This is a genomic window from Lactiplantibacillus nangangensis (genome assembly GCF_005405065.1).
Lineage (GTDB): Bacteria > Bacillota > Bacilli > Lactobacillales > Lactobacillaceae > Lactiplantibacillus > Lactiplantibacillus nangangensis.
Genome location: NZ_BJDI01000008.1, coordinates 1 through 24,317 on the forward strand (window position 1 = coordinate 1; position 24,317 = coordinate 24,317).

Here is a 24,317-nt window from a genome sequence, read left to right on the forward strand (position 1 = left end):
GAAAGTAAACCAATCGTGGATGAATTCTTCGATTGGCTCAATAAGACGCCCGTAATAGAAAAGTCGGGACTTGGTAAGGCTGTTGGATACGCCCTAGGGCAACAAGCGTACTTGATGCATTTCTTGGATGATCCAAAAATTGAGTTAAGTAATAATACAGCCGAAAGGCATATCAAAATAGCAGTGATGGGACGTAAAAACTGGCTATTCAGCACTAGCCAAGCTGGTGCCCACGCCAATACTTTGTTTTTAAGCCTAATTGAAACTGCAAAAATGAATGGACTTAACCCTTCTAAATATATCGAATATCTTCTCAATAAGATTCCTCAGTTACCAATGATCAATAATCAAGAGCAACTGAAGGCCTATTTGCCATGGACCGAACAGGTACAGACAAACTGCATTTAATAAATCAACGCCCCCTTTAGTCACAGAATACGTGACCAGAGGGGGCGTTTCAATACGTCATCTTATTTACTGCTTACGACCTAACCGAAAAAGGGCGAAAAAAAAGACCGTTTCGAGCGAACCCGAAACGGTCTTAATATAACCAAGCCTAATGATTAATCTTGGCGTTTTAAGTTGTTGATCAATTGATCGATACGACTCCCATATTGAACAGATGTATCCCGTTCAAAAGTAAGTTCAGGCGTCTTATAAATACTGAGACGTGAACCCAATTCACTACGAATCAACCCTTTAGCTTTTTCAAGCCCTTTAGCTGTCTTCTCACCATCAGAAGCTTTATCTGATAGGATACTGTAGAAAATCGTGGCTTGTTGGAGATCCCCAGTTACCGTCACACCGGTAATGGTTAATCCAGCAACCCGGGGATCACGCACCCGCTTCAAAAGAATATCATCGACTTCTTTTTGAATTTCTTGTTCAAGCCGACCAACCCGATAATGTTGTGCCATTGCGTGCACCTCCTTGAGGGATTGCTTATTCGATTGGAACTTCCTTCATGATATAGGCTTCAATAACATCGTTCACACGAATATCATTGTAGTCTTCAATCCGAAGTCCTAATTCGAAGCCTTGTTTAACTTCTTTGACGTCATCCTTGAAACGACGTAAGCTAGCAAGCTTACCATCGTAGATAACGACACTATCACGGATGACCCGGACACCAGAATCACGATGAATGACCCCGTCGGTAACCATCCCACCACCGATCGTCCCAACCTTAGAAACCTTATAGATTTCACGGATTTCGGCTTGACCAGTGACTTTTTCTTCATACTTAGGTTCGAGCATCCCTTTCATCGCGCTTTCGATTTCGTCGATCGCGTTGTAGATGACTTGATGCAAACGAATATCAACATCGTCAGTGTCAGCTTGGGACTTCGCTTGTGGCGTTGGCCGCACGTTGAACCCGATAATGATGGCGTTACTTGCTTCCGCTAAAGCGACATCACTTTCGTTGATAGCCCCAACCGCTGTATGGATAATGTTAACCCGCACACCTTCGACTTCGATCTTCTTCAAACTACCTGCTAAGGCTTCAACGGAGCCTTGAACATCCGCCTTAATAATCACGTCAACTTCTTTGATTTCACCTTGCTTCATTGAATCAAACAAGTTATCCAAAGTGACATGGTTCGTTTGTTTCCGTTCATCCATCAAAGCTTGTTTAGCCCGTTCTTCACCGGCTTCACGAGCGGTCTTCTCATCATCAAAGACGACGAAACGATCCCCAGCTTCAGGCACATCACTTAAACCAGTGATTTCGATTGGGGTTGAAGGAATGGCTTCTTTGATTCGACGACCACTATCATTAGTCATCGTCCGAACACGCCCATAGGTATTCCCAACAACGATTGGGTCCCCCACATGCATCGTCCCTTGTTGAACTAACAAGGTTGCGGTTGAGCCTTTCCCACGATCCAAACTAGCTTCCAAAACAGAACCAGCGGCGTTTTGATCAGGGTTAGCCTTCAATTCAAGCACTTCAGCTTGCAATAAGATCATGTCTAATAATTCATCCAAATTCTTACCGAATTTAGCTGAAATTTCAACGAAGATCGTTTCGCCACCCCATGATTCAGGAATCAAACCGTATTCGGTCAATTGTTCCATCACATGGTTCGGATTAGCACCCGGCTTATCGATCTTGTTGACTGCGACAATAATTGGTACCTTGGCAGCCTTGGCATGGTTGATGGCTTCGATGGTTTGTGGCATCACGCCATCATCAGCAGCAACCACTAAGACTGTAATATCAGTAATGTCAGCACCACGGGCCCGCATTTCGGTAAAGGCCGCATGTCCTGGGGTATCCAAGAAGGTGATCGTCTTGCCATCATGCTTCACTTGGTAAGCACCGATTGCTTGAGTGATCCCACCAGCTTCACCAGCGGTAACGTGTGTATGCCGAAGTTTATCCAACAAGGTCGTCTTACCATGGTCAACGTGTCCCATTACAGTGACCACTGGGGCCCGAGTAACGGCGTTTTCCATGTTCTGGTTTTCTTCATCAAAGAACTTGTCCAAGTCAGTCACATCAACTTCGACCTTTTCTTCAGCGTTGATCCCATAATCAGCAGCTAAAACTTCAATCGTGTCTTTATCTAGGGATTGGTTTTGGTTGACCGCCACACCTAACATAAATAACTTCTTGATAATTTCGGCTGGTTCACGGTGCAAAATCTTACCCAAATCTTGGGCATTCATGCCGACCGTGTAGACCAACGTTTCTGGTAACGGCTTATCCTTCCGAACTGAGACTGGCTTGTTACTTACTTGCCGAATCCGTTGATTCTTCCGGCTTTGCTTACGGTTGTTACGACGACGGTTATTATTGTTTCCGCCACGATAACGGCCACCACCGCCGTTATTGTTATTTAAGCTGCCGCCAAAGCGACCGCTCCCGTTACGGCTACTGTTGTTACTGCCGGTGCTGCTATTACTGCTCCGGTTCGTTGAGTTGTTCGAACGGTTTTGTGAACTGTTAGACCGGTTTTGACCATTTGATGACCGGTTCTGACTGTTATTCGACCGATTCTGGCTACTGTTAGAACGGTTAGCGCTGCTAGTCGTCCGGTTGCCATTACTATTTGGCCGAGAACTGTTGCCATTGCTAGTCCGGTTACTATTGTTGCTCCGGTTAGCTGATGAATTATTTGACCGATTCTGGCTACTGTTCCGGTTTTGGCTGCTAGATGAACGGTTGGCACTGTTCGTCCGCGTCCCGTTGCTACTGTTATTCCGAGTACTGCTGTTTGACGACCGTGAAGTCGTTGAACGTGACCCCGCCTGGTTAGCACGGCTACCATTGCTACTACTGTTACTATTACGATTATTTTGACTTTGATTATTATTATTTCGATTATTATTCAAAGAATCACCACTCTGTTGATGACGCGAGTTGGATTGCTGCTGATTAGCAGTTCGTGTCACATTTTTAGCTTCCGACTTCGAAGCTGGACTGGTTTCCCCAGTCGTTTGAGATTTAGGATGGGGTGCCACGGGCGCGCCAGTTAACTGACGGGCTTCATTGTCACCGAGTGTCGACATATGATTTTTGACGGAGAATCCCAACTGTTGCGCTTGCGCGATCAACTGTTTACTTGGGACATGTAGCTCCTTCGCTAATTCATAAATTCGCTTTTTCCCCATATCTTCACCCTCCTTACTTTGTCATGATCGACACCATTTTCTTGGCAAAACCGGCGTCGGTAATGGCAATCACAGTTCGTGGTTTACCATTTGCCGCCGTTAGTTCGGCACGCGTTAAAGTATCGATCACTGGTACATCATAAGATTGGGCCTTATCATGAAATTTTTTGGCTGTCGAGGGACCAGCATCACTCGCGATAAAAACGAGCTTCGCTGATTGATTACGAATTGCCGTCAACGTTAAATTTTCACCGGCAATCTGTTGTTTGGCACGCCGTGAAAGGCCCAGTAAGTTTAAACAAGCTTGTTTAGGCGTCATCACCGAATAATTCCTTTCGGGCTTGTTGGTGATCAACGTAAGCCACTAAGTCATCGTAGAAAGCCGCATCAACCTTGACACCAAAGGCTTTATCAAAAGTCTTTTGCGCCTTAGCTTGTTCAGCCACCGCAACGTCTAAGGCAATGTAAGCCCCGCGACCTGGCTTTTTGCCAGTTGGGTCAACGGAAACTTCATCTTGCTTGTTTTTGACTACACGTACGAGTTCTTTCTTGGGATGCATTTCACCCGTTACAATATCTTTACGTAACGGCACTTTTCTTTTTTTCAACTCCCAGACCTCCTCTAGTTACTCAGCATCACTCGCTGATGCTTCACTATCATCGGCTGATGCGACGGGCGTATCAGTCGAAGCTTCGTCATCAATGGTTGATGTTGGTTCAGCGGCAACAGCACTATCTTCGTTTTGATCGGCCGTTGCATCCTCAGTTTCAGTCTCAGTAGCCGTTTCAGCCGCTGCAACATCCGTGGGGTTCTCATCCATTATATCAGATGCTTCAGTTTCTGATTTAATATCAATCTTAAATCCAGTTAATTTTGCAGCTAAACGGGCATTTTGACCACGTTTACCGATGGCCAATGACAATTGGTAATCAGGAACCACAACGGTACAGCCACGTTCATTTTCAGGATCAAAAATCACATCTAAGACTTCAGCTGGGTTCAAAGCGTTCGCAATGAAGACGGCCGTATCATCGGTCCATTCAACGATATCCATGTTTTCACCATGTAATTCGTTGACGATGGTTTGCACCCGTTGGCCTTTAGGTCCCACACAGGTCCCGACTGGGTCAACGTTTGGATTGTTTGACCGCACCGCTACCTTGGCCCGATCGCCCGCTTCACGCGCAATTGAGACAATTTCAACGATGCCGTCAAAAATTTCAGGAACTTCTTGTTCAAACAACCGTTTCAACAAATCAGGCGCAGTCCGAGAAACAAAAACTTGGGGACCCTTGGTGGCATTCTCAACCTTTGAAACATAGACTTTGATTTTATCATGGATCCGATAAGTTTCACCAGGCAATTGATCTGAACGACCCATCACGGCTTCAACTTTACCTAAGCTCACGTAGACAAAACGGTTATCTTGACGTTCAACTTCACCAGTCACGATTTCATTTTCGTATTGGCTGTATTCGTCAAAAATAATCCCACGTTCTGCTTCACGGACCCGTTGCATAATGACTTGTTTAGCGGTTTGAGCAGCAATCCGACCAAAGTTTTTAGGTGTCACTTCGAACCGGATATCATCGCCAACTTCATAGGCCCGGTTAATGGCTAAAGCGTCTTGTAAGCTAACTTCTAGCCGTGAATCAAAGACATCTTCAACGACTTCTTTAACGGCATAAACATGAATATTACCCTTAACTTGGTCAAAGTCAACTTCCACGTTTTGGGCTTGGCCGTAATTACGCTTATAAGCAGAAACTAACGCTGCTTCCAAGGCATCGATCACAACTTCTTTTTTGATGCCTTTTTCTGATTCAAGGGTGTCTAACGCCCCTAATAATTCCTTACTCATGTGTAAACTCCTTTGCTAACTAAAACTTCACTGCCAACCGTGCTTGTGAAATCTGTTCACGGTCGATCGTCACGGTCTTGTGCCGCGTTTTATCTAAGTAATTAATTGTTAAAGTCTCGGGGGTCACAGCGGCAAGGTCCCCTTCGAAAACTTTTTTACCATCAACTTTTTGATATAGCCCAACATGGACATACTTGCCAATCGCTTGCTGATAATCAGCCTCTTTTTTAAGGGGCCGTTCAGCACCGGGCGAAGAAACTTCCAAAAAATAGGCTTGTGGAATTGGATCAGGATCCATTCCATCTAATTTTTCACTTAATTCATCGCTGACCATGGCACATTCTTCAATATTAATGCCCCCTGGCTTGTCGATATAGAGTCGTAAATACCAACTCTGACCCTCACGCACAAATTCAACATCAACCAATTCAAACTGGTGGGCCGCCACAATGGCTTGTGCCAACGGCTGAATAGTCTCAACAACATTATTGCTCACGTTTGCGCCTCCTATCCAGATTAGTCCAATAAAAAGAGTGAGCATCGCTGCTCACTCGTTAACGAGTTTTAAATTACACTCATATATTATCATAAACGGTCACAATCCGCAACTCGACGCGACTTGGCCCCTTTTTTTAAAAGAGTGAAAGTTGGTTTTCGTCAGGTAAGCCTTCCAAAACCCCGTTGGTCGTCATAAAGTCGATCAACGTCTTCGAGACCTTCCCACGTTTCGATAAGTCTTCCTTTGACAAGAACGGCTTGTCGGCCCGTGCCGCCACGATCTGTTTAGCCACGTTGAGTCCCAAACCAGGGATTGCTCGGAATGGCGCGATCAACGTTTTACCATCGATCAACCAATCCGCCGCGTCTGATTTATCCAAGTCGACCATTGAGAAATTGAAGCCGCGTTCCAACATTTCGTTGGCGAGTTCCAAGACCGTCAATAAGTTCTTTTCCTTAGTCGACGCATCCATCCCTTTGTCGGTGATGGCCTTCATTGAGGCTTTAACGGCTTCTTTACCATGTGCCATCGCCACTAAGTCAAAGTCATCAGCCCGCACTGAGAAGTACGCCGTGTAATAGATCATTGGGAAATAAACTTTAAAGTAAGCCACTCGCAACGCCATCAAAATATAAGCCGCCGCATGGGCTCGTGGAAACATGTACTTAATCTTAAGGCAAGATTCAATGTACCAATCTGGCACGTTTGAATCTTTCATCGCTTGTTGCCAGTCATCCGGAATCCCACGGCCTTTACGAACATGTTCCATAATCTGGAAAGACATGTCCGATTCCATACCGTAGTGAATCAAGTCGGTCATGATGTTATCCCGACAACCAATAACTTCCGCCAAGGTAACCGTCCCGTCCTTGATCAACTCTTCGGCATTTCCTAACCACACGTCCGTCCCATGAGAAAGGCCAGAAATTTGAAGTAATTCGTTAAAGGTTGACGGATGCGTTTCCTCTAGCATTCCACGGACAAACCGCGTCCCAAATTCAGGAATCCCAAGGGTCCCCGTTTTCGAAAAGATTTGATCTTCCGTGACGCCTAAGACTTCCGGACTAGAGAAGATCTTCATGACATTAGGATCGACCGGCGGAATGCTTTCTGGTTTGATCCCGGACAAGTCTTGTAACATCCGAATCATCGTCGGATCATCATGTCCCAGAATATCGATTTTTAAAATATTATCATGGATCGAATGGAAATCAAAATGAGTCGTTTGCCAAGCGGCAGTCTGATCATCAGCTGGATATTGGACTGGTGTAAAGTCATAAATGTCCATATAGTCTGGCACAACAATGATTCCGGCCGGATGTTGTCCAGTTGAACGCTTAACCCCGGTGATTCCCTTAGCGAGCCGGTCAATTTCGGCTGTTCGCAACGTCTGATTGGTATCACGCTCGTAAGCTTTCGCGTAACCGTAACCCGTTTTATCAGCAACCGTCCCAATCGTCCCGGCCCGGTAGACGTTCTTCTCACCGAACAAGACTTTCGTATAATTATGCGCGATTGGCTGGTAATCGCCAGAGAAGTTCAAATCAATATCGGGCACTTTATTCCCATAAAAGCCCAAGAAAGTTTCGAACGGAATGTTGTGGCCGTCACGAACCATGTTGGTCCCACATTTAGGGCAATCCTTCGGTGGTAAATCATAGCCAGAACCGTATTCATTATTCGTATAAAAATGTGAATACTGGCAATTTGGACAACGGTAATGCGGTGGCATTGGATTAACTTCCGTGATCCCAGACAGTGTCGCCACCAAGCTCGAACCAACGGAACCCCGTGACCCAACCAAGTAACCATCTTTGTTACTCTTGAAAACCAGTCGTTGCGCAATCAAATAAATCACGGAGAACCCATTCCCAATAATACTCTTTAGCTCTTTGTCGACCCGTTTCTGCACGATCTCCGGTAACGGATCGCCATACCAGGCATGTGCCCGGTCCATCGTCAATTGCTTGATTTCGGCTTCGGCACCCGCCATCCGTGGTGTATACAGTTTATCTTTCACTGGTCGAACAACTTCAAAACTATCCGCAATTTGCCGTGGCGTGTCTACGACGATCTCGTGAGCAACATCATCACCTAAAAAGCTAAAGGCTTGCAACATTTCATCGGTCGTCCGGAAATGAACATCGGGTCGTTCAGTCCGGTTCAGCGGATTGGCCCCACCTTGTGAATGAATCAAAATTTTCCGGTAGATCTTATCCTCGGGATTCAAATAGTGCACATCACCGGTGGCAGCCACTGGAATATTTAGTTCATGACCCAAATTGACCATGTTTTTAATGATATCTTCCAGATGGTCATTGTCCGCAATTAACCCACTTTCAATCAAGGGGGCATAAGCTGCTTTAGGTTGCACTTCCAAGAAGTCGTAATATTTCGCCTTTTCACGGGCTTCCGCTTGCCCTTTTTGCATCATCGAGGTAAAGACTTCCCCCCGTGAACAAGCTGAACCAACAATAATCCCATCACGATATTTGTTTAAAATACTGCGGGGCACTCGTGGCACCCGGTAGTAGTAATCCACGTTTGACATCGAAATAATTCGGAATAAGTTTTTCAAGCCAGCTTGCGTTTGGGCATATAGGGTCGCATGGAATGGCCGGGCCCGTCGATAAGCAGCATTTTCGTTCATATGATCGTTTAATTGATCGTGGAATTGGACACCGTAGCGTTCTTCCGCGTCTTTTAAGAAAATATGATTCAAATGGCCCGTCGATTCCGCATCATAAATGGCCCGGTGATGATGTTCCAAGTTAACGCCAAATTTTTTCGCTAAGGTGTTCAAAGTGAACCGTTTAAGTTCGGGATACAACCAGTGCGCCAATGTTAAGGTATCGATAATCGGATTCTCAATCTGTCCCATGTTGTGACGGGCGTATCCAGTATTCATGAAGCCCATATCGAAAGTGACATTATGACCGACCACGATTGCATCATCACAAAAGTCGCGGAAAAGTTTAAAAACTTCTTCCTCAGATTTGGACCCTCGAACCATGTCATCGGTAATACTCGTCAAGTTCGTCGTCGTTTCAGATAAATGGAACCCGGGATCAATGAACTCTTCAAATTGTGCCACCACGTTGCCTTTAACCATTTTGACGGCCGACAGTTCGATGACCTTATCATAGATCGCTGACAGCCCTGTCGTTTCAGTATCAAAAATCACATAAGTGGCTTCTTTTAGGTCAACATGTGCATCATTGAAAGCAATTGGTTCACCATCATCGACCATGTTCGCTTCAACGCCATATAAAACTTTGATTTTATTTTTCTGACCAGCCGCGAAAGCTTCAGGGAAGGCCTGCGCACCCGAATGATCGGTGATCGCAATTGCCGGCTGACCCCATTTAGCTGCTTGCGCAACAAAATCAGACACACTATTAGTCGCATCCATCGTACTCATATTGGAATGTAAGTGTAATTCGACCCGTTTTTCATCCGTAGGGGCTTTATCCTGCCGCGATGCGTGCGAAATCTCATTGATATCATAAGCATTGATCGTTAAATCACGCATGAAGCTATCTTCTTGGACTGACCCACGCGCACGTACCCACATGCCTTGCTTGAGCGCCGCAAACTGGGCTTCATCATCACTGTTCCGTGAGAACTTTTTGATGACCATTGACGAACTATAATCGGTCACTTTCAAGATCAATAATTGCCGTTGAGAACGTAACGTCCGAACTTCCATATCGAACACATAGCCTTCAACCACGACCGAGCGTTCCTCTTCCGTAATCTGCACCATCTGCTTGGCAGGCTCTTGCGGATTGATCTGCTTCCCAAGTTGGACTGGACCATCGATTGGGGCCGGTGAATCCGCTTGTTGGGCACGCTTTTCGTTAGCCTTTTTAATGGCGGCTTCCGCTTTTTGTGCTAAAGCTTGATCCGACTTCGCTTTTTGCGCGTGGAAGGCCTTGATTTTTTCTTGTGACGCCGTCTCATCGATCAGCGTGTGCACAGAAAATTTAGGAAAACCTAATTGGCGATAGGTCGCTTCAATTGGTCCCAGTGCTTGATTCGTCAAAAAGTTTTGAATCACTTCATTTTCGGCAAGCAAGATCACCCGGCCATCTTCATAAGATGGTACGTTGCTGTTGCAAAGTGATTGAACTAATGGCGACGAGATACCACTGTGTTGTACGATCCATTCCCAATAGTCAGCTAAAGCGCGCGGCTCGACTTCGGTATCATCAGTGGTCAAGGCTAACTCAATCCCGGCAACCTCATGAAACGCCAGTTGTAACTTATTTTGAAAAGTCATAAAAGTTGAAAATGGTAAGACATGTTGAAAATGGAGATGAAACTCCCAAACTTTTGAGGCTTGATGAACGGTCAGCTTTTCGATGGCAGCACCCTGAAACGGGTCCCCCATCGGCATCTCAATTTGTTCGAGCAATTTCTCAAACATTTCTTGCTGATTTAAGCTCACGCTTGCTCCTCCTTTGTAGACTAAAAAGTCCTATCTAACTAAAATCACCTAGTTTCTAGGCTGCCGAAACTAGGTGACTTTCTGCGACACAATGAGTTAAGTGTACGCATTTTTTAATTAACTTGCAACGTTCAAGTCGCGTTGTTTAGTCAATATTTTTAAGTAAAACTGCCAAGTTATTCGCAACTTCTTCTTGCTTAACTTCAAGCGTTTCACCAGTTTGACGCAATTTGATTTCAACGATCCCTTCGCTCGCCTTTTTACCGATCGTGATGCGGGCTGGAATCCCCATCAAGTCAGAATCAGCAAATTTGACGCCGGGCCGTTCTTTACGATCATCATAGAGCACTTTGTAACCAGCAGCTTCCAAAGTCGCTTCAATTTGATCTGCAACTTCGACTTGTTCCGCCTTCTTAGGGTTAACTGGGATGACATGCACGTCAAATGGCGCAATGTCTTTCGGCCAAACCAGACCGTTTTCATCCGCACGTTGTTCCGCAATCGCAGACAAGAGCCGTGAGACCCCAATCCCATAACAACCCATAATAACGGGAATGTTACGCCCATTTTGATCCAAGACTTCGGCATGCAAGTCTTTCGAATAACGAGTACCTAGTTTGAAAATGTGGCCAATTTCAATCCCTTTAGTAAATTTCAACACGCCCGCACCATCTGGTGACAATTCGCCTTCTTGAGCAAAACGAATGTCGACATAGTCAGCGGCGTGGAAATCACGTTCTGGATTCACATTCGTAAAGTGGTGTCCGTCTTCATTGGCCCCAACTGTAATGTTGACCATGTCTTTAACGTAAACGTCAGCAATAATCTTGACTTCGTCAGAAACATTGACCGGACCGAGTGACCCAAAACCAGCACCTAAATATTGCTTAGCTTGTTCTGGCGTCGCCATTTCTAAGAAGTCGGCACCCAAGTAGTTCTTCAACTTAATGTCGTTAACTTCATGGTCGCCACGGACTAAAGCTAAGACCGGTTCGTCATCGGCCATAAATAAGATACTCTTCACTAGTTGGTCAGCGCCAACCTTTAAGAAGTCCGCCAATTCATCGATCGTGCCCACGCCGGGGGTGTCGATCTTGGCCATGTCTTTGAGTGAGGCATGCGATTTCTTTGGCACATACAAACTGCGTGCCATTTCAAGGTTTGCGGCATAGTCGCTGGCATCTGAATAGACAATCGTATCTTCCCCAACGGGCGCAATGGCAGAGTATTCACGGGAGTCTTTCCCACCCATCGCACCACCGTCACCGATGATCGAGCGGAATTTCAAGCCACAACGTTCGAAGATGTTTTGATAAGCTTGGGCCATATCTTGGAACGTTTCATCCAATGAGCCTTCATCCGCATGGAATGAGTAGGCATCCTTCATAATAAATTCGCGACCACGTAACAACCCATAACGAGGACGGTCTTCATCACGATATTTTGCTTGAATCTGATACAACGTCAATGGTAATTTTTTATACGACTTCACTTCGTCACGAATGATCGAAGTGAACGTTTCTTCGTGGGTCGGACCTAAGATGAATTTGCGATCATGCCGGTTCTTCAGCTTAAATAATTCTGGGCCATAGGTCTCATAACGACCGGTAGCTTGCCATAATTCGGCTGGAATCACTGCTGGTACTAACATTTCAGCAGCATCGATCTTTTCCATTTCCTCGCGAATAATGGTTTCAATGTGTGTTAACACGCGGTAAGCCAATGGCAAATACGCGTACATCCCAGCAGAAATCTGCCGAATGTAGCCAGCCCGTAGCATCATTTGATGACTAAGCGCTTCGGCGTCATTAGGCACTTCTTTCAATGTTGGAATTAACAATTTCGATTGTTTCATCTAAAAATCTTCTCCTTAATTGTTCCAATTTAATCTGACGTTTAAAAGAAATAGCGGTGAATATCATTCCAAGTCACTAAAACCATCAAGAGCATTAAGAGGCCAAAGCCAATCAACGTGATGACACTTTCAGTTTCGACTCGCAGTGGTTTGCCACGAATCCCTTCAACCACGTTCAGTAACAGTTTCCCGCCATCCAAGGCTGGAATCGGTAATAAGTTCACGATACCTAAGTTGATCGATAAGACCGCTAACAAATAGATCACTTGGCGTAACCCAGATTTAGCTGCTTGCGAAGTCGTCGCAAAGATGGCAACTGGTCCACCCAAGTCGTTCAAACTGAAGCCATGGGTGACCATCCGACCTAAAACTTGGAAAATCTGTTTGGTAATATTCCAAGAACCAGTAAAACCATAAGCTAGTTTAGCACCTAGACTTGTATCCGTCGAGGTAGCCCAACGGACGCCAATCTGACCGACGCGGTTACCAGAAACAGTTTTTGCCGCTGGTTTAACCGCAATCTGCCGCGTTTGACCAGCTCGTTTGACTGTCAGATCAACCGTCTTATTCGGACTATCTTGAATCAGCAATGAGATCGACTGCGCACTGGTATTTCGTTTGCCGTTGACCGCAACAATCTCGTCGCCGGCTTTAATCCCCGCTTGACGAGCGACCGAGTTAGCCGTCGTCGATTGCACTTTCGTGGTGACCGAGGTCACGCCACCTTGCATAAATGCCAGAATCGCAAAGGTGATAATGGCCAAAATGAAATTATTCATTGGCCCCGCAAAGTTGGTCAGCATCCGCTGCCAAAGTTTTGCGGACTGAAATTGCACATCAACGGGTGCAATCTGAACTTCAGTCCCATCACTTTCAACGATCGTCGCATCATGATGGACTCGATAACGTTTTAACTCAGATTCATCGCCATTTTCATAGCCTTCGATCCATAAGTCCTGCTCTAGGTCGGTCGCTGTGACTGACAATGGAATACCGTTGAATAGCGTGGTTTTCTTGCTGGCATTAATCGACTGAACTAAACCGTCGTCACCAATTTGCAAACTGACCGGCGTGCCGGGTTTGAGTTCGTCATCTTCGTCATCCGCAACCCCCGCCATCCGTACGTAGCCCCCAATTGGCAGGAAACGTAAGGTGTAAGTCGTCGCGTTATGGCGGAAGGCCACTGCTTTTGGCCCCATCCCGACGGAAAATTCACGCACGAGGATGCCTGACCGTTTGGCAAAGTAAAAATGACCAAATTCGTGGACGATGACCAATATACCAAAAACGATAATGAACGTAATTATAGTAACTATCAAATCAACGTTCCTTTCTTTCAGCTCCGGTGAGCGGCAGCGACGTTAAAACAATCCGAATAAATGGGCGATTGGGAAAACGAGTAACATACTGTCAAAGCGGTCAAGAATCCCACCATGACCAGGTAAAACTTTACCAGAATCCTTAACACCGTAGTAGCGTTTCAAAGCAGATTCTACTAAATCACCAAATTGACCGACAATCGATAACGCAATTGTGATCAAAAGCATACTGAACCAGTTTTGATACCCAACGCTGAACCAGAGGGCAAAGGCAGTCGCGATAACGACCCCAATCAAACTCCCACCAATACAACCTTCCCAAGTCTTGTTGGGGCTGATTGGCGTAACCTTATGGCGGCCCAATTTCCGGCCAACCATATAAGCACCACTATCCGTCGCCCAAACGATAAACATGAGATAAAGTAATGTTTCAACATTGATGCCACGGGCAGCCGTAAAGTAGTTAAAGCCCATCCCAATGTAGAAGATACCCAAGGTCAAGACCCCAGCATCGTCAAATGAGAACCGGTTTTTCGACCAAACCGTGTGTAATAACATTAAAATAATTAAGAAGTAAACGACGTAGCCTTTATTCAATTGATCTGGTAAGCCGTTAAACCACTTGCTTGGTGCAATTTGAATCATGACTGCCAACATGCTGACAATTGCTTCAAAAGAAATGAGTAACTTTTTACGCATAATCAACAGTTCACTCATCGCGATCGCGCCTAATAGCATGGCCACAATATCTAAGATCAGCCCACCCTTAAAAATTACTGGGATGAACAAGGCCAGCGCAACGACCGCTGTTATGACCCGTTGTTTCATATCAAAAACTCCTTTTTATTTTTTTGCCGATAAACCGCCAAAACGACGATCACGGCTCTGATAGTCTGCAATGCAGGCTTGCAAAGTCGCCGCAGTGAAATCCGGCCATTTAACATCTGTGAATTCTAACTCACTATAGGCAATTTGCCAAAGTAAGAAGTTCGAAATGCGTTCTTCACCGCTCGTACGAATCAACAGGTCTGGATCATGATATGGTGCTAACGGCGCCGTCATCAAGGCTCGGTCGACCGTGTCCGTATCAATATCGGCAACGTCAAGCTGACCATCGACAACTTGTTGCGCAATCGCTTGAATACCGGTAACGATTTCAGCTCGTGAGCCATAGTTTAACGCAAAGTTTAACACCATCCCATCACAGTCCTTGGTGTCAGCAATCGCGTCCTCGACTGCCTTTTGGGTACTAGCCGGTAACCTATCCGTATAACCCATGACTTGCACCCGCACATTGTTCTTAATCAAGTCCGGAACAAAGGTATCAAAAAAGCTTACCGGTAGCTGCATCAAATAATTGACTTCGTCAGTGGGACGCTTCCAGTTTTCTGTTGAAAAGGCATACAAGGTGAGCACTTTAACCCCGAGATCACTGGCAGCAATCGTGACCTTCTTGACGGTATTCATGCCTTCCTTGTGACCGGCAATCCGTGGCAAATGGCGTGCTTTAGCCCAGCGGCCGTTACCATCCATGATAATAGCGATGTGGGCCGGAATCCGCTTTGGATCTAATTCTAAATCAGTTGTTTCTGCTGGATCTTTCTTATTTAAAAAAGCGAACAAGTTGCACCTCCAAAAATAGCTTAACCAAGCCCTATTTTACCAAAAAAAACCACATTAAACTATTCGTCAACAAAAAAAGGCTTGAATTTCTTCAAGCCTTAACAAATTGTGGCACAGCCTTAGCCTTCAAGAATTTCCTTTTCTTTATCAGCCACGATTGCATCGACCGATTTACCGGCAGCATCCGTTAACTTTTGGGCTTGGTCTTCCAAGTCATGTAACTGGTCATCAGTAAAGTTCCCAGCCTTGTTTCCCTTCTTCAAATCGTCCATCGCATCACGACGCACGTTTCGAACGGCAACCTTAGCGCGCTCGCCTTCAGCTTTGACATCTTTGGCCAATTCTTTACGACGTTCTTCAGTCAATTGTGGAATGACTAACCGAATTGCCGTCCCATCATTTGCTGGACTAATGCCCAAGTCTGATGCCAAAATGGCCTTTTCAATTTCTTTCAAGGCACTCTTATCAAATGGTGTCACCATTAAGACCCGTGGTTCTGGAATCGTAATTGAAGCCATTTGATTAAGTGGCGTTTGGGTGCCATAGTAATCGGCAGAGATTCGGTTCAACAGAGAAGCGTTGGCCCGGCCAGCCCGAATATTACCTAATTCACGTTGCAAAGCGGTTTCCGCTTTTTTCATTTTAGCTTGTGCATCTTTTAAGATTGGTTCTGTAACAGCCATGTTATTTCCCCCTGACTGTTGTCCCGATGTGTTCACCGGCGACAACTTTGCGAATATTTCCTGGTTCATTCAAGTTGAAGACCACTACGGGAATATCGTTATCCATCGATAATGAACTAGCCGTGGTGTCCATCACTTGTAAGCCTTTGTTGATAATATCAAGATGAGTCAATGTATCGTATTTAACCGCAGTGGCATCCTTATTTGGATCAGCTGAGTAAACACCATCAACGCCGTTTTTCGCCATTAAAATGGCATCAGCGTTAATTTCTGCAGCGCGTAAAGCGGCCGTCGTGTCGGTTGAAAAGTATGGACTACCCGTCCCACCAGCAAAAATCACAATGCGGCGCTTCTCAAGATGGCGCATGGCCTTCCGCCGGATGTAAGGTTCAGCGATTTGGCGCATTTCGATTGAGGTTTGAACCCGGGTTGGGACCCCAATGGATTCCAAGTTGTCTTGGAGTGCCAAGGCGTTCATGATGGTGGCTAACATCCCGATATAATCGGCCTGCGCACGTTCCATACCCATTTGTGCACCAGCTTCACCACGCCACATGTTCCCACCGCCAACGACGATGGCAATCTGGACGCCCATTTCATAAACATCCTTCAATTCTTCTGCGACAGTTTTAATCACAGGTGGGTTAATCCCAAAACCTTTTTTACCAGCCAGGGCCTCACCGCTCAACTTTAGGATCACACGCTTATATTTTACTTCCGACATCGTTTCGTCCTCCTCGAGATTATCTGTAACCATTCTACCATATTATCAATAGCCATTATAGCAAAGCCTTAAATCACCACTGAAATCACGATTTTTTCGCAAAAAAAGGGAATCACCACAAAACAAAGTTTGTCGCAATCCCCAAATTAGCTTTCAGAAAGCGTTAATTAGTTTTTGATTTGACTCATAATTTCGTCTACGAAATTACCAGTTTGTTTTTCAATGCCTTCGCCGACTTCAAAACGAACAAAGGTGTTAACCTTGCCGCCTTTAGATTCAACGTAGTGTGCAACCGTTTGGTCAGAATCCTTAACGAATTCTTGATCATCCAAGCTGATTTCGGCCAACCACTTGTTCAAGCGGCCTTCAACCATCTTTTCAACGATTTTTTCAGGCTTGCCTTCATTTAAGGCTTCCTTAACCAAGACGTCTTTTTCGTGAGCCAAAGTTTCAGCAGGAACTTGGTCGCGAGAAACGTATTCTGGGTTGATGGCAGCAACGTGCATGGCAACGTCTTTAGCAGTCGCTTCATCAGCACCGTCTAAGACAACCAAGGCACCAATTTGGCCACCATTATGAATGTAAGCACCAAAGTTCTGGTCAGCTTGCTTTTCGATAACCTTGAAACGACGTAAGCTAACTTTTTCACCAGTTACTTGAGTGGTTTCAATAATATCATCGTTGATCGTGCCTTTTTCAGTCTTCAAAGCCAAAGCAGCTTCGAGGTCTTTAGGGGCTTCCAAAGCGATTTGATCTGAAATTTTAGCAATCAAATCTTTGAATGGGTCACTAGAAGCAACGAAATCAGTTTCAGAGTTAACTTCCACGATTGCAGCATGGTCGCCATGAATTGCAACGGCTGCCATCCCTTCAGCAGCCACACGGCCACTCTTCTTTTCAGCTTTAGCAACGCCCTTTTCACGCAAAACGTCAACGGCTTTTGCCATGTCGCCTTCTGCTTCAACTAAGGCTTTTTTAGCATCCATCATACCAACGCCGGTTTTATCACGAAGTTCTTTAACTTGTGCTGCAGAAATCTTTGCCATAATGTTACTCTCCTTTGAGTCCGGTTAATTTTTTTATAAAAGGCTGCCCACAAAACCAGGCCGATGAGGTCCGCGATTTTTTAGACAGCCTAATTATTTCAATTATTTATTGTCAGACTTCTTGTCATTGTCGCCTTCAACGGCTTCAACGATGTCTTCCAAAGAGTCAGCGGACTTCTTAGCGTCCTTGTCACCCTTGAATGAGTCTTCTGTAACGTCTTCATCTTCACCTTGACGGCCTTCAATGACAGCGTCAGCCATCTTAGAAGTAATCAAACGAACGGCACGGATGGCATCGTCGTTTGATGGGATGATGACGTCGATATCATCAGGATCAGTGTTGGTATCAACCATCGCAACGATCGGAATGTTCAACTTTTGAGCTTCCTTAACCGCGATTTGTTCCTTACGAGGGTCAACGATAAAGACAACATCTGGAATCCGAGGCATATCTTCGATACCGCCCAAGAACTTTTCAAGCTTTGCCCGTTGTTTCATTAATAATGAAACTTCCTTCTTAGGCAAACGGTCGAAAGTCCCGTCTTCTTCCATCTTCTTTAAATCTTTAAGACGTTTGATCCGAGTTTGGATGGTGTTCCAGTTAGTCAAAGTCCCACCTAACCAACGATGGTTAACGTAGTATTGACCAGCACGGGTCGCTTCTTCTTCGATTGAGTCTTGAGCTTGTTTCTTAGTCCCAACGAACAAGATCACACCGTCATCAGCCGCAGCATCCTTAACGAAGTTGTAAGCTGAATCGATCATCTTAACCGTCTTTTGTAAGTCAATGATGTAGATTCCGTTACGTTCCGTAAAGATGTATGGTTTCATCTTTGGATTCCAACGACGAGTTTGGTGACCGAAATGGACACCGGCTTCAAGCAATTGTTTCATAGAAATAACAGCCATAATAAATGTGCCTCCAAAAAATTTGTTTTTATCCTCCCCGCCGCTCAACTGACATTGGAACTCTCCCGAGCACTACCAATGTCATCCCGACGAGTGTGAATTGGTTTTAACACCGAAAATTAGTATACCGAAAATTGGCCTCGCTTGCAAGAATTTTCATCAGGAATTTGTGAATTTCACAAAGTGTGTTAAGATACTATCTTGCATAGGAGGCTCAATTACAATGATCAAAGCCATCATTTTTGATGTAGACGATACCCTCTACGATCAAAAATCACCATTCAGTACGGCCTTGACTCAAACGACCCAGTGGCGTTTGACGGCGACTGAATTGGCTGACGTTTTTAACCGTTTTCGTGATTTTACCGACCGGACCTTTCATCAAGTCACTGCCAATGAACTCAGTCTGGAAGCTTGGCAAACTGCCCGTTTACGACATGCCTTGACTGGTTTAGGAACACAAGAAATCACCACCAATTGGGCAATCCAATTTGAAATTGCTTATCATCAAGCCCTCACCCAAATTACGCTTTTTCCGGAACTCGGGCCGGTGCTTGAAAAGCTGAGCCATTGTTTTAAAATTGGCATCATCACCAATGGTCCTGCCAAGATTCAGCGTCAAAAGCTCCATCAATTGCAAATTGAACGTTATGTTCATCCTGATGATATTTTTATTTCCGACGAATTAGCACTCGCCAAACCAGACCCATCGATTTTCACCACTTGGGCCCATCAGGCGGGAATCAAAGCTAATCAAGCCGCATACGTTGGCGATAACGCTTTGTTGGATATGACTAGCGCCAAACACGCTGGTTGGCAAACGTTTTGGTTCAATCATCGCCAAATACCACAAGGCCAACCCACGGTCATTCCCGATCAGATTATTGAAACTCCCGCTGAGCTACGTGAGTTATTATTAGCACTCATTCAAGCAGCCAGCGCTTAATCTATTCATACTAATGAACAAGCGTCTAGGATTTTTTCCTAGACGCTTGTTTTAATTTCACCATTCTAAATTCCAATCAGTCAAAGACCATCTGATTACGATAAAGTTCCGCATAAAACCCATTTTCGGCCAGAAGCTCCGCATGGGTCCCCTGTTCGATGATCCTACCAGACTTCAAGACGACAATCTTATCAGCATTTAAAATTGTTTTCAAACGATGCGCAATCACAAAGCTGGTTCGCCCTTGAATCACATTATCCATCGCCGCTTGAATCTTGGCTTCAGTCACGGTATCAACGTTGGAAGTGGCTTCATCCAAAATCAATAACCGTGGATTGGTCAAGATGGTCCGCGCAATCGACATCAATTGTTTCTGGCCCGCCGAGAAAATGCTTTGTTCATCAGAAACCCGCGTCAAATAGCGATCCGGCAAACTTTCAATAAAGTCATGGATATTGGCCTGTTTAGCCGCATCAATCACCCGGTCCATACTAGCCGCCGGATCGCCATAGCGAATGTTATCCGCAATGGTGCCAGTAAACAGCTGTGGTTCCTGTAAAACGATTCCCACATTTTGACGTAAGGCGTTTAGATCAAAGGTCCGAATATCCGTGCCATCAAAACTGATTTGACCCTGATCAACATCGTAAAAACGATTCAGTAAATTCATCACAGTGGTTTTCCCAGAACCAGTCGGCCCCACCAACGCCACCATCTCGCCACGTTGAACGTCAATCGTCACACCGTGCAAGATTTCCTTACCCGGGAGATAACTAAAATGAACCTGATCGATTTTCAGCTCATGCTGAATGCCGTCCGGATGACTGCCTGCAACTGGATTGACCTCATCGGGCTGATTACGCACTTCATCAATGCGCCGAGCCCCTGTGATTGCCAGTTGAATCATGCCGTATAAACTCGTTAACGACATGATCGGCTGATAATACTGTTGCGCATAATTCACAAATACAACCACCAAGGCCAATGCTGCCCCTTTTGACAGACTGCCATTTAACGCTAACCACGACCCAAAAAAGATCACAATTGCCGTGTTCAATAGCGACATGCCTTGCATCAATGGATTTAAAATACCTGACCAAATCTGTCCAGTTAGGGCTGACTTTCGAACTTGATTATTATACGTTTCAAAGCCACGGAATGAGTCCTGTTGCAAACCGTTCGTAATTAAGACCTTTTGCCCAGTAATCTGCTCGTTGATATAACCATTCAAGCGACCAATATCATCTTGTTGTTGGTTGACGGCAGTTCCTGCTTTGCGCATAACGAGCGCCGCAATCACGAGTGCAACCGGCGTTGACGCCATCGTCACCCAAGCCATCGTCACATTTTGATTGAACATCACAATCAGTAACCCCACAAACTGTGCGACCGCCAGTAAGACTTCCAGTAATGCTTGATTCATCGCATTAAAAATGTTATCTAAATCTGACGTAAACCGCGCTAAAATATCGCCATCACTGTGGGTATCAAAATACTTCACTTGCATTCGTTGCATTTTACGGAACAAACCCACTCGCATCGTCCCAGTTGAATAAGCCGTTACTCGTGCCAAAATTAGACTGGCAATAAAGATGGTCGTAGCATCACCGACATACAACAACACATATATCACTAACGTGTGATTAAATGGGCTGAGACTCGCCTGTGCGCGTGTCGCTGGATTTGTCCACTGACCAAGGTATGTCGTCAATTGTTCAACCGCACGGCCCAAATAAGTCGGTGCAACCACAATACACCAAGTTGAAAAAGCAATCAGTAATGTGCTGATAATGAAGCCCCGCCAATATTTTTTGAGATAGTGCCAGTAATAGCGACCAGCATTTCGTAAATCACTCATTTGGCCGCCTCCTCACGTGCTTTTTGCGTTTGATAAATTTTTTGATAAATTGAATTGGTTTGTAATAAGTCTTGATGTGTCCCAATGCCACTGACTCGGCCGTGATCCAACACCAAAACTTGATCAGCCCGAATGATTGAGGCAATCTTTTCAGCAATGACCACCGTTGTTGTCGCAGTCAAATCACGATCCATCGCTTCTTGAACGAGCTTTTCGGACTTTGCATCGAGCGCAGAAGTCGCATCATCTAAAATTAACACTTCCGGATTGGCAATGATGCCCCGCGTAATTGCTAACCGTTGCTTTTGACCACCAGAGAAATTTTGTGACCGTTCTTCGACTGGTGCTTCATAACGTTCTGGTAACCGCTCAATAAATTCGGAAGCTTGAGCCACATTGGCTGCCCAACGCATATGACTTAGTTCAGCATCTGGCCGGACCTGTTTTAAATTGGCCGCAATCGTCCCTGAAAAGAGTGTCGACCGCTGTAGAACGTATGCGACAGTCGCTCGCAACGCCTTTTCTGGAATTTGGCGGACATCAACCCCGCCAATCGTAATCCGACCACTATCGGGATCATACAAACGCGCAATCAACTGCGCCAACGTTGTCTTGCCGGAACCAGTAGCGCCGACAATTCCTAACATCGCCCCCGCAGCAATGTGAAAACTGACATCCGTTAAAGTCGGCTGGTCATCACCTGGATAAGTGAATGTAACGTGTTCAAAACTTATGTCACCGACTAATGGCGTGGCATCATCACCTTCCACGTAACTCATGCTAGGTTGTGTCGCCAGCACCTCATTGATCCGTCCCAGTGAAATCACTGCTCGAGAAGCAAACGTCATTAAAAAGCCACCATTAATAACCGCGTATAAGATTTGCATCAAATAAGAAATAAAACTCGTAATTGCCGCCAAATAACTCGGATGGACAGTAATATTTTGACCAACCAGATACACTGCCACACCAACGGCTAAATTAGCTGTCAAAAAGAAAATTGGCATCAAAATCGAGAACCAATAGCCAATTTTGGCGGTTACCGCTGTTAGTTCATCGGAAGCATGTGAGAACTTTTTAATTTCGTTCGTTTCTTGGACAAACGATTTAACCACGCGAATTCCCATCAAATTTTCACGGGTCACCGTATTCACATTCTCAATATCTTGTTGCGTTTGGCCAAAATACTTGGTCATGCGACCAACCGCAATCCAAGAAGCAAACAAGATAATCGCCATCATCACAACAATTACCCACCATTGTTCAGGCATCGTCACAATTGCCAAAACCAATGCCCCAATGAACAACAACGGGATCCGCGTAATTTGTTGAAACCCGGCCATCACGATCTGTTGAACCTGATTAATGTCATTAGTCATCCGAACCACTAAATTAGACGCTGAAAAAGTTTCCACATCTGCATAAGCAAATGACTGGATTTTCGCATACAAGTCCGATCGCAAATCTGTCGCAACGCCCAGTGCAACCCGTGCCGAATAAATAGTATTGATCACGCCACCAGCAATGCCGAGCACTGCTAGCCCGAGCAATAATAGTCCCTCACGCATCACCGTTTGCTGATCATCCTTGATAATTGCCGTCATCACGACCTGTAATAGTCTCGGTTGCCACAACGTTGCAAATACTAGCACAATCACCGACAGCAACGCGACACTGACGTCAACACGATAGCGTTTAAAATACGGCATCAACACCTTCATTGTCAATCACTCCCTTAAGCTTAGCTCCCTTTAGCGTACCTGAATTCTCAGCACTTCACAATTAATAAATGAATATTTCAATATTTTATCTACAATACCAGTAAAATAATCTACTTATCGTCCTCATTTGCGATTTAGAACCAAAAAAAGCACGTGAATCCGAAGATTCGCGTGCCCTTAATTAATTCAGGAGAAATTAGTCAAACTTAACTTGCGTGTCAGCTTTACCAGTTTCGATGAATTGTTTGTTGTTGTCCATTGAGATGTGCACCATGTTGTGAACAGCTGGTTCAGTATAGAACGCAGTATGTGGTGTAATCAAAACGTTGTCACGGTTGAACAAGTTCATGAAGACCTTGTCATCAATCGTTTGACCTTCAAGATCTTTGTTGAAGATCTTAGTTTCGTATTCATAAGTGTCAAGGGCAGCACCGGCAACTTTGCCGCTGTCTAAGGCCTTGATCAAGTCTTCTGAATCGATGAGCGTCCCACGGGCAAAGTTCAAGATGTAGGCACCATCTTTCATCTTGCTGAAGGCATCAGCATTTAACATGTGATAGTTGTCCTTCAAAGCAGGAACATGCAAGGTAATAACGTCTGATTGAGCGAATAATTCGTCCAACGTATCAACGTACATACCTTCTTTGTCAAGTTCAGCGTTACGGTAAACATCGTAACCGATAACTTTGGCACCGAAACCTTTGAAGATATCGATAGCAGCGCGGCCAATCCGACCAGTACCAACAACACCAACAGTCATAGTGTTTAATTCTTTGGCAATGTTTGGTGCCCAACGGAAGTCTTGTTTAGCCAACTTCTTGTTGAACATTGGGGTTTGACGTAACAATTGCATCAATTGGGTTACTGATAATTCAGCAATCGCATTTGGTGAGTATGCAGGTACGTTAGAAATCTTTAATCCACGTTCCTTAACAGTTGGGACGTCAACATTGTCGACACCAACGTTACGTAGTGAAATGTTCTTAACACCTTCGTCAGCCAACTTGTTCAAAACAGCAGCGGTGTAATCCTTTTGTTGGTATACATCGGCACCGTCAAAACCTTTAGCCAATTCGGCCGTCTTTTCGTCAAGTAGTTCTGGAACTAACTTAACTTCAACATCGGGATGTTCTTCCATCCATGTCTTGAAGAATGGACGTTCGTCATCACGTACAGCATAAGCAATAATTTTCATTACAAAAAT

Annotated in this window: 20 protein-coding genes; 2 read left to right on the forward strand and 18 right to left on the reverse strand. The window is 45.1% G+C overall.

From position 1 onward, the window contains the following. Window positions 1-408 (forward strand): IS66 family transposase (locus FFM70_RS07680; RefSeq protein ID WP_137616271.1); only part of this gene is annotated, 408 nt, incomplete at its 5' end. Window positions 409-563: 155 nt separating this feature from the next. On the opposite strand, the gene rbfA is transcribed toward FFM70_RS07680, so the two are convergent. The 15 genes from rbfA to rpsB form a co-directional block, all read right to left on the reverse strand. After that, the gene (gene rbfA / locus FFM70_RS07685) at window positions 564-917 is read right to left on the reverse strand and encodes a 30S ribosome-binding factor RbfA (protein ID WP_137607206.1); all 354 of its coding nucleotides are present in this window, start codon (window positions 915-917) and stop codon (window positions 564-566) included. A gap of 25 nt (window positions 918-942) precedes the next feature. Continuing rightward, entirely contained in the window at window positions 943-3,618 is a 2,676-nt protein-coding gene (infB, locus tag FFM70_RS07690; protein ID WP_137616272.1) for a translation initiation factor IF-2, read from the reverse strand. A gap of 13 nt (window positions 3,619-3,631) precedes the next feature. Further along, window positions 3,632-3,937 (reverse strand): YlxQ-related RNA-binding protein, encoded by a 306-nt coding sequence (locus FFM70_RS07695; protein WP_137616273.1) that lies wholly within the window; start codon window positions 3,935-3,937, stop codon window positions 3,632-3,634. Further along, window positions 3,927-4,226, reverse strand: coding sequence for an RNase P modulator RnpM (gene rnpM, locus FFM70_RS07700; RefSeq protein WP_137616274.1), 300 nt, complete (start codon window positions 4,224-4,226; stop codon window positions 3,927-3,929). The genes FFM70_RS07695 and rnpM overlap by 11 nt, the downstream gene beginning before the upstream one ends. An 18-nt stretch (window positions 4,227-4,244) precedes the next feature. Next, on the reverse strand, window positions 4,245-5,480 hold the full coding sequence (gene nusA, locus FFM70_RS07705; RefSeq protein ID WP_137616275.1) for a transcription termination factor NusA: 1,236 nt from the start codon (window positions 5,478-5,480) through the stop codon (window positions 4,245-4,247). A 19-nt stretch (window positions 5,481-5,499) separates the two neighbouring features. Continuing rightward, window positions 5,500-6,021 (reverse strand): ribosome maturation factor RimP, encoded by a 522-nt coding sequence (gene rimP, locus FFM70_RS07710; RefSeq protein WP_171002333.1) that lies wholly within the window; start codon window positions 6,019-6,021, stop codon window positions 5,500-5,502. Window positions 6,022-6,112: 91 nt separating this feature from the next. Then, window positions 6,113-10,429 (reverse strand): PolC-type DNA polymerase III, encoded by a 4,317-nt coding sequence (locus tag FFM70_RS07715; protein WP_137616277.1) that lies wholly within the window; start codon window positions 10,427-10,429, stop codon window positions 6,113-6,115. A gap of 145 nt (window positions 10,430-10,574) precedes the next feature. After that, complete coding sequence (locus tag FFM70_RS07720) at window positions 10,575-12,284, reverse strand: proline--tRNA ligase (protein ID WP_137616278.1); 1,710 nt, start codon at window positions 12,282-12,284, stop codon at window positions 10,575-10,577. A gap of 41 nt (window positions 12,285-12,325) precedes the next feature. Continuing rightward, complete coding sequence (gene rseP, locus FFM70_RS07725; protein ID WP_137616279.1) at window positions 12,326-13,603, reverse strand: RIP metalloprotease RseP; 1,278 nt, start codon at window positions 13,601-13,603, stop codon at window positions 12,326-12,328. Between the two features lie 42 nt (window positions 13,604-13,645). Continuing rightward, the gene (locus tag FFM70_RS07730; RefSeq protein WP_137616280.1) at window positions 13,646-14,431 is read right to left on the reverse strand and encodes a phosphatidate cytidylyltransferase; all 786 of its coding nucleotides are present in this window, start codon (window positions 14,429-14,431) and stop codon (window positions 13,646-13,648) included. A gap of 15 nt (window positions 14,432-14,446) precedes the next feature. Continuing rightward, window positions 14,447-15,226 (reverse strand): isoprenyl transferase, encoded by a 780-nt coding sequence (locus FFM70_RS07735; protein ID WP_137616281.1) that lies wholly within the window; start codon window positions 15,224-15,226, stop codon window positions 14,447-14,449. Window positions 15,227-15,345: 119 nt separating this feature from the next. Next, window positions 15,346-15,909, reverse strand: coding sequence for a ribosome recycling factor (gene frr, locus FFM70_RS07740; protein WP_137616282.1), 564 nt, complete (start codon window positions 15,907-15,909; stop codon window positions 15,346-15,348). A 1-nt stretch (window position 15,910) separates the two neighbouring features. After that, window positions 15,911-16,633 carry a UMP kinase gene (gene pyrH / locus FFM70_RS07745; protein ID WP_137616283.1) on the reverse strand — a complete coding sequence of 241 codons (723 nt, stop codon included), beginning with the start codon at window positions 16,631-16,633 and terminating at the stop codon, window positions 15,911-15,913. A 167-nt stretch (window positions 16,634-16,800) separates the two neighbouring features. Next, window positions 16,801-17,679, reverse strand: coding sequence for a translation elongation factor Ts (gene tsf / locus FFM70_RS07750; protein ID WP_137616284.1), 879 nt, complete (start codon window positions 17,677-17,679; stop codon window positions 16,801-16,803). 102 nt (window positions 17,680-17,781) lie between these two features. After that, on the reverse strand, window positions 17,782-18,588 hold the full coding sequence (gene rpsB, locus FFM70_RS07755; protein ID WP_137616285.1) for a 30S ribosomal protein S2: 807 nt from the start codon (window positions 18,586-18,588) through the stop codon (window positions 17,782-17,784). 223 nt (window positions 18,589-18,811) lie between these two features. Between rpsB and FFM70_RS07760 the strand changes: the two genes are divergently transcribed. Further along, complete coding sequence (locus FFM70_RS07760; RefSeq protein ID WP_137616286.1) at window positions 18,812-19,534, forward strand: HAD family hydrolase; 723 nt, start codon at window positions 18,812-18,814, stop codon at window positions 19,532-19,534. Between the two features lie 76 nt (window positions 19,535-19,610). Here the strand turns inward: FFM70_RS07760 and FFM70_RS07765 are convergent, their stop codons facing one another. The 3 genes from FFM70_RS07765 to FFM70_RS07775 form a co-directional block, all read right to left on the reverse strand. Further along, complete coding sequence (locus tag FFM70_RS07765) at window positions 19,611-21,392, reverse strand: ABC transporter ATP-binding protein (protein ID WP_137616287.1); 1,782 nt, start codon at window positions 21,390-21,392, stop codon at window positions 19,611-19,613. Beyond that, window positions 21,389-23,113 carry an ABC transporter ATP-binding protein gene (locus FFM70_RS07770; protein WP_137616288.1) on the reverse strand — a complete coding sequence of 575 codons (1,725 nt, stop codon included), beginning with the start codon at window positions 23,111-23,113 and terminating at the stop codon, window positions 21,389-21,391. The genes FFM70_RS07765 and FFM70_RS07770 overlap by 4 nt, the downstream gene beginning before the upstream one ends. Window positions 23,114-23,309: 196 nt before the next feature. Next, window positions 23,310-24,308: a D-2-hydroxyacid dehydrogenase gene (locus FFM70_RS07775; RefSeq protein ID WP_137616289.1), complete on the reverse strand. Its 999-nt coding sequence runs from the start codon at window positions 24,306-24,308 to the stop codon at window positions 23,310-23,312. Window positions 24,309-24,317: the final 9 nt, after the last annotated feature.

Coding starts and splice junctions, on each gene's coding strand:
- rbfA (WP_137607206.1), bottom strand. CDS start 917: ATGGCACAACATTATCGGGTTGGTCGGCTTGAACAAGAAATTCAAAAA.
- infB (WP_137616272.1), bottom strand. CDS start 3,618: ATGGGGAAAAAGCGAATTTATGAATTAGCGAAGGAGCTACATGTCCCA.
- FFM70_RS07695 (WP_137616273.1), bottom strand. CDS start 3,937: ATGACGCCTAAACAAGCTTGTTTAAACTTACTGGGCCTTTCACGGCGT.
- nusA (WP_137616275.1), bottom strand. CDS start 5,480: ATGAGTAAGGAATTATTAGGGGCGTTAGACACCCTTGAATCAGAAAAA.
- rimP (WP_171002333.1), bottom strand. CDS start 6,021: ATGCTCACTCTTTTTATTGGACTAATCTGGATAGGAGGCGCAAACGTG.
- FFM70_RS07720 (WP_137616278.1), bottom strand. CDS start 12,284: ATGAAACAATCGAAATTGTTAATTCCAACATTGAAAGAAGTGCCTAAT.
- FFM70_RS07730 (WP_137616280.1), bottom strand. CDS start 14,431: ATGAAACAACGGGTCATAACAGCGGTCGTTGCGCTGGCCTTGTTCATC.
- frr (WP_137616282.1), bottom strand. CDS start 15,909: ATGGCTGTTACAGAACCAATCTTAAAAGATGCACAAGCTAAAATGAAA.
- pyrH (WP_137616283.1), bottom strand. CDS start 16,633: ATGTCGGAAGTAAAATATAAGCGTGTGATCCTAAAGTTGAGCGGTGAG.
- tsf (WP_137616284.1), bottom strand. CDS start 17,679: ATGGCAAAGATTTCTGCAGCACAAGTTAAAGAACTTCGTGATAAAACC.
- rpsB (WP_137616285.1), bottom strand. CDS start 18,588: ATGGCTGTTATTTCTATGAAACAATTGCTTGAAGCCGGTGTCCATTTC.
- FFM70_RS07760 (WP_137616286.1), top strand. CDS start 18,812: ATGATCAAAGCCATCATTTTTGATGTAGACGATACCCTCTACGATCAA.
- FFM70_RS07765 (WP_137616287.1), bottom strand. CDS start 21,392: ATGAGTGATTTACGAAATGCTGGTCGCTATTACTGGCACTATCTCAAA.
- FFM70_RS07770 (WP_137616288.1), bottom strand. CDS start 23,113: ATGAAGGTGTTGATGCCGTATTTTAAACGCTATCGTGTTGACGTCAGT.
- FFM70_RS07775 (WP_137616289.1), bottom strand. CDS start 24,308: ATGAAAATTATTGCTTATGCTGTACGTGATGACGAACGTCCATTCTTC.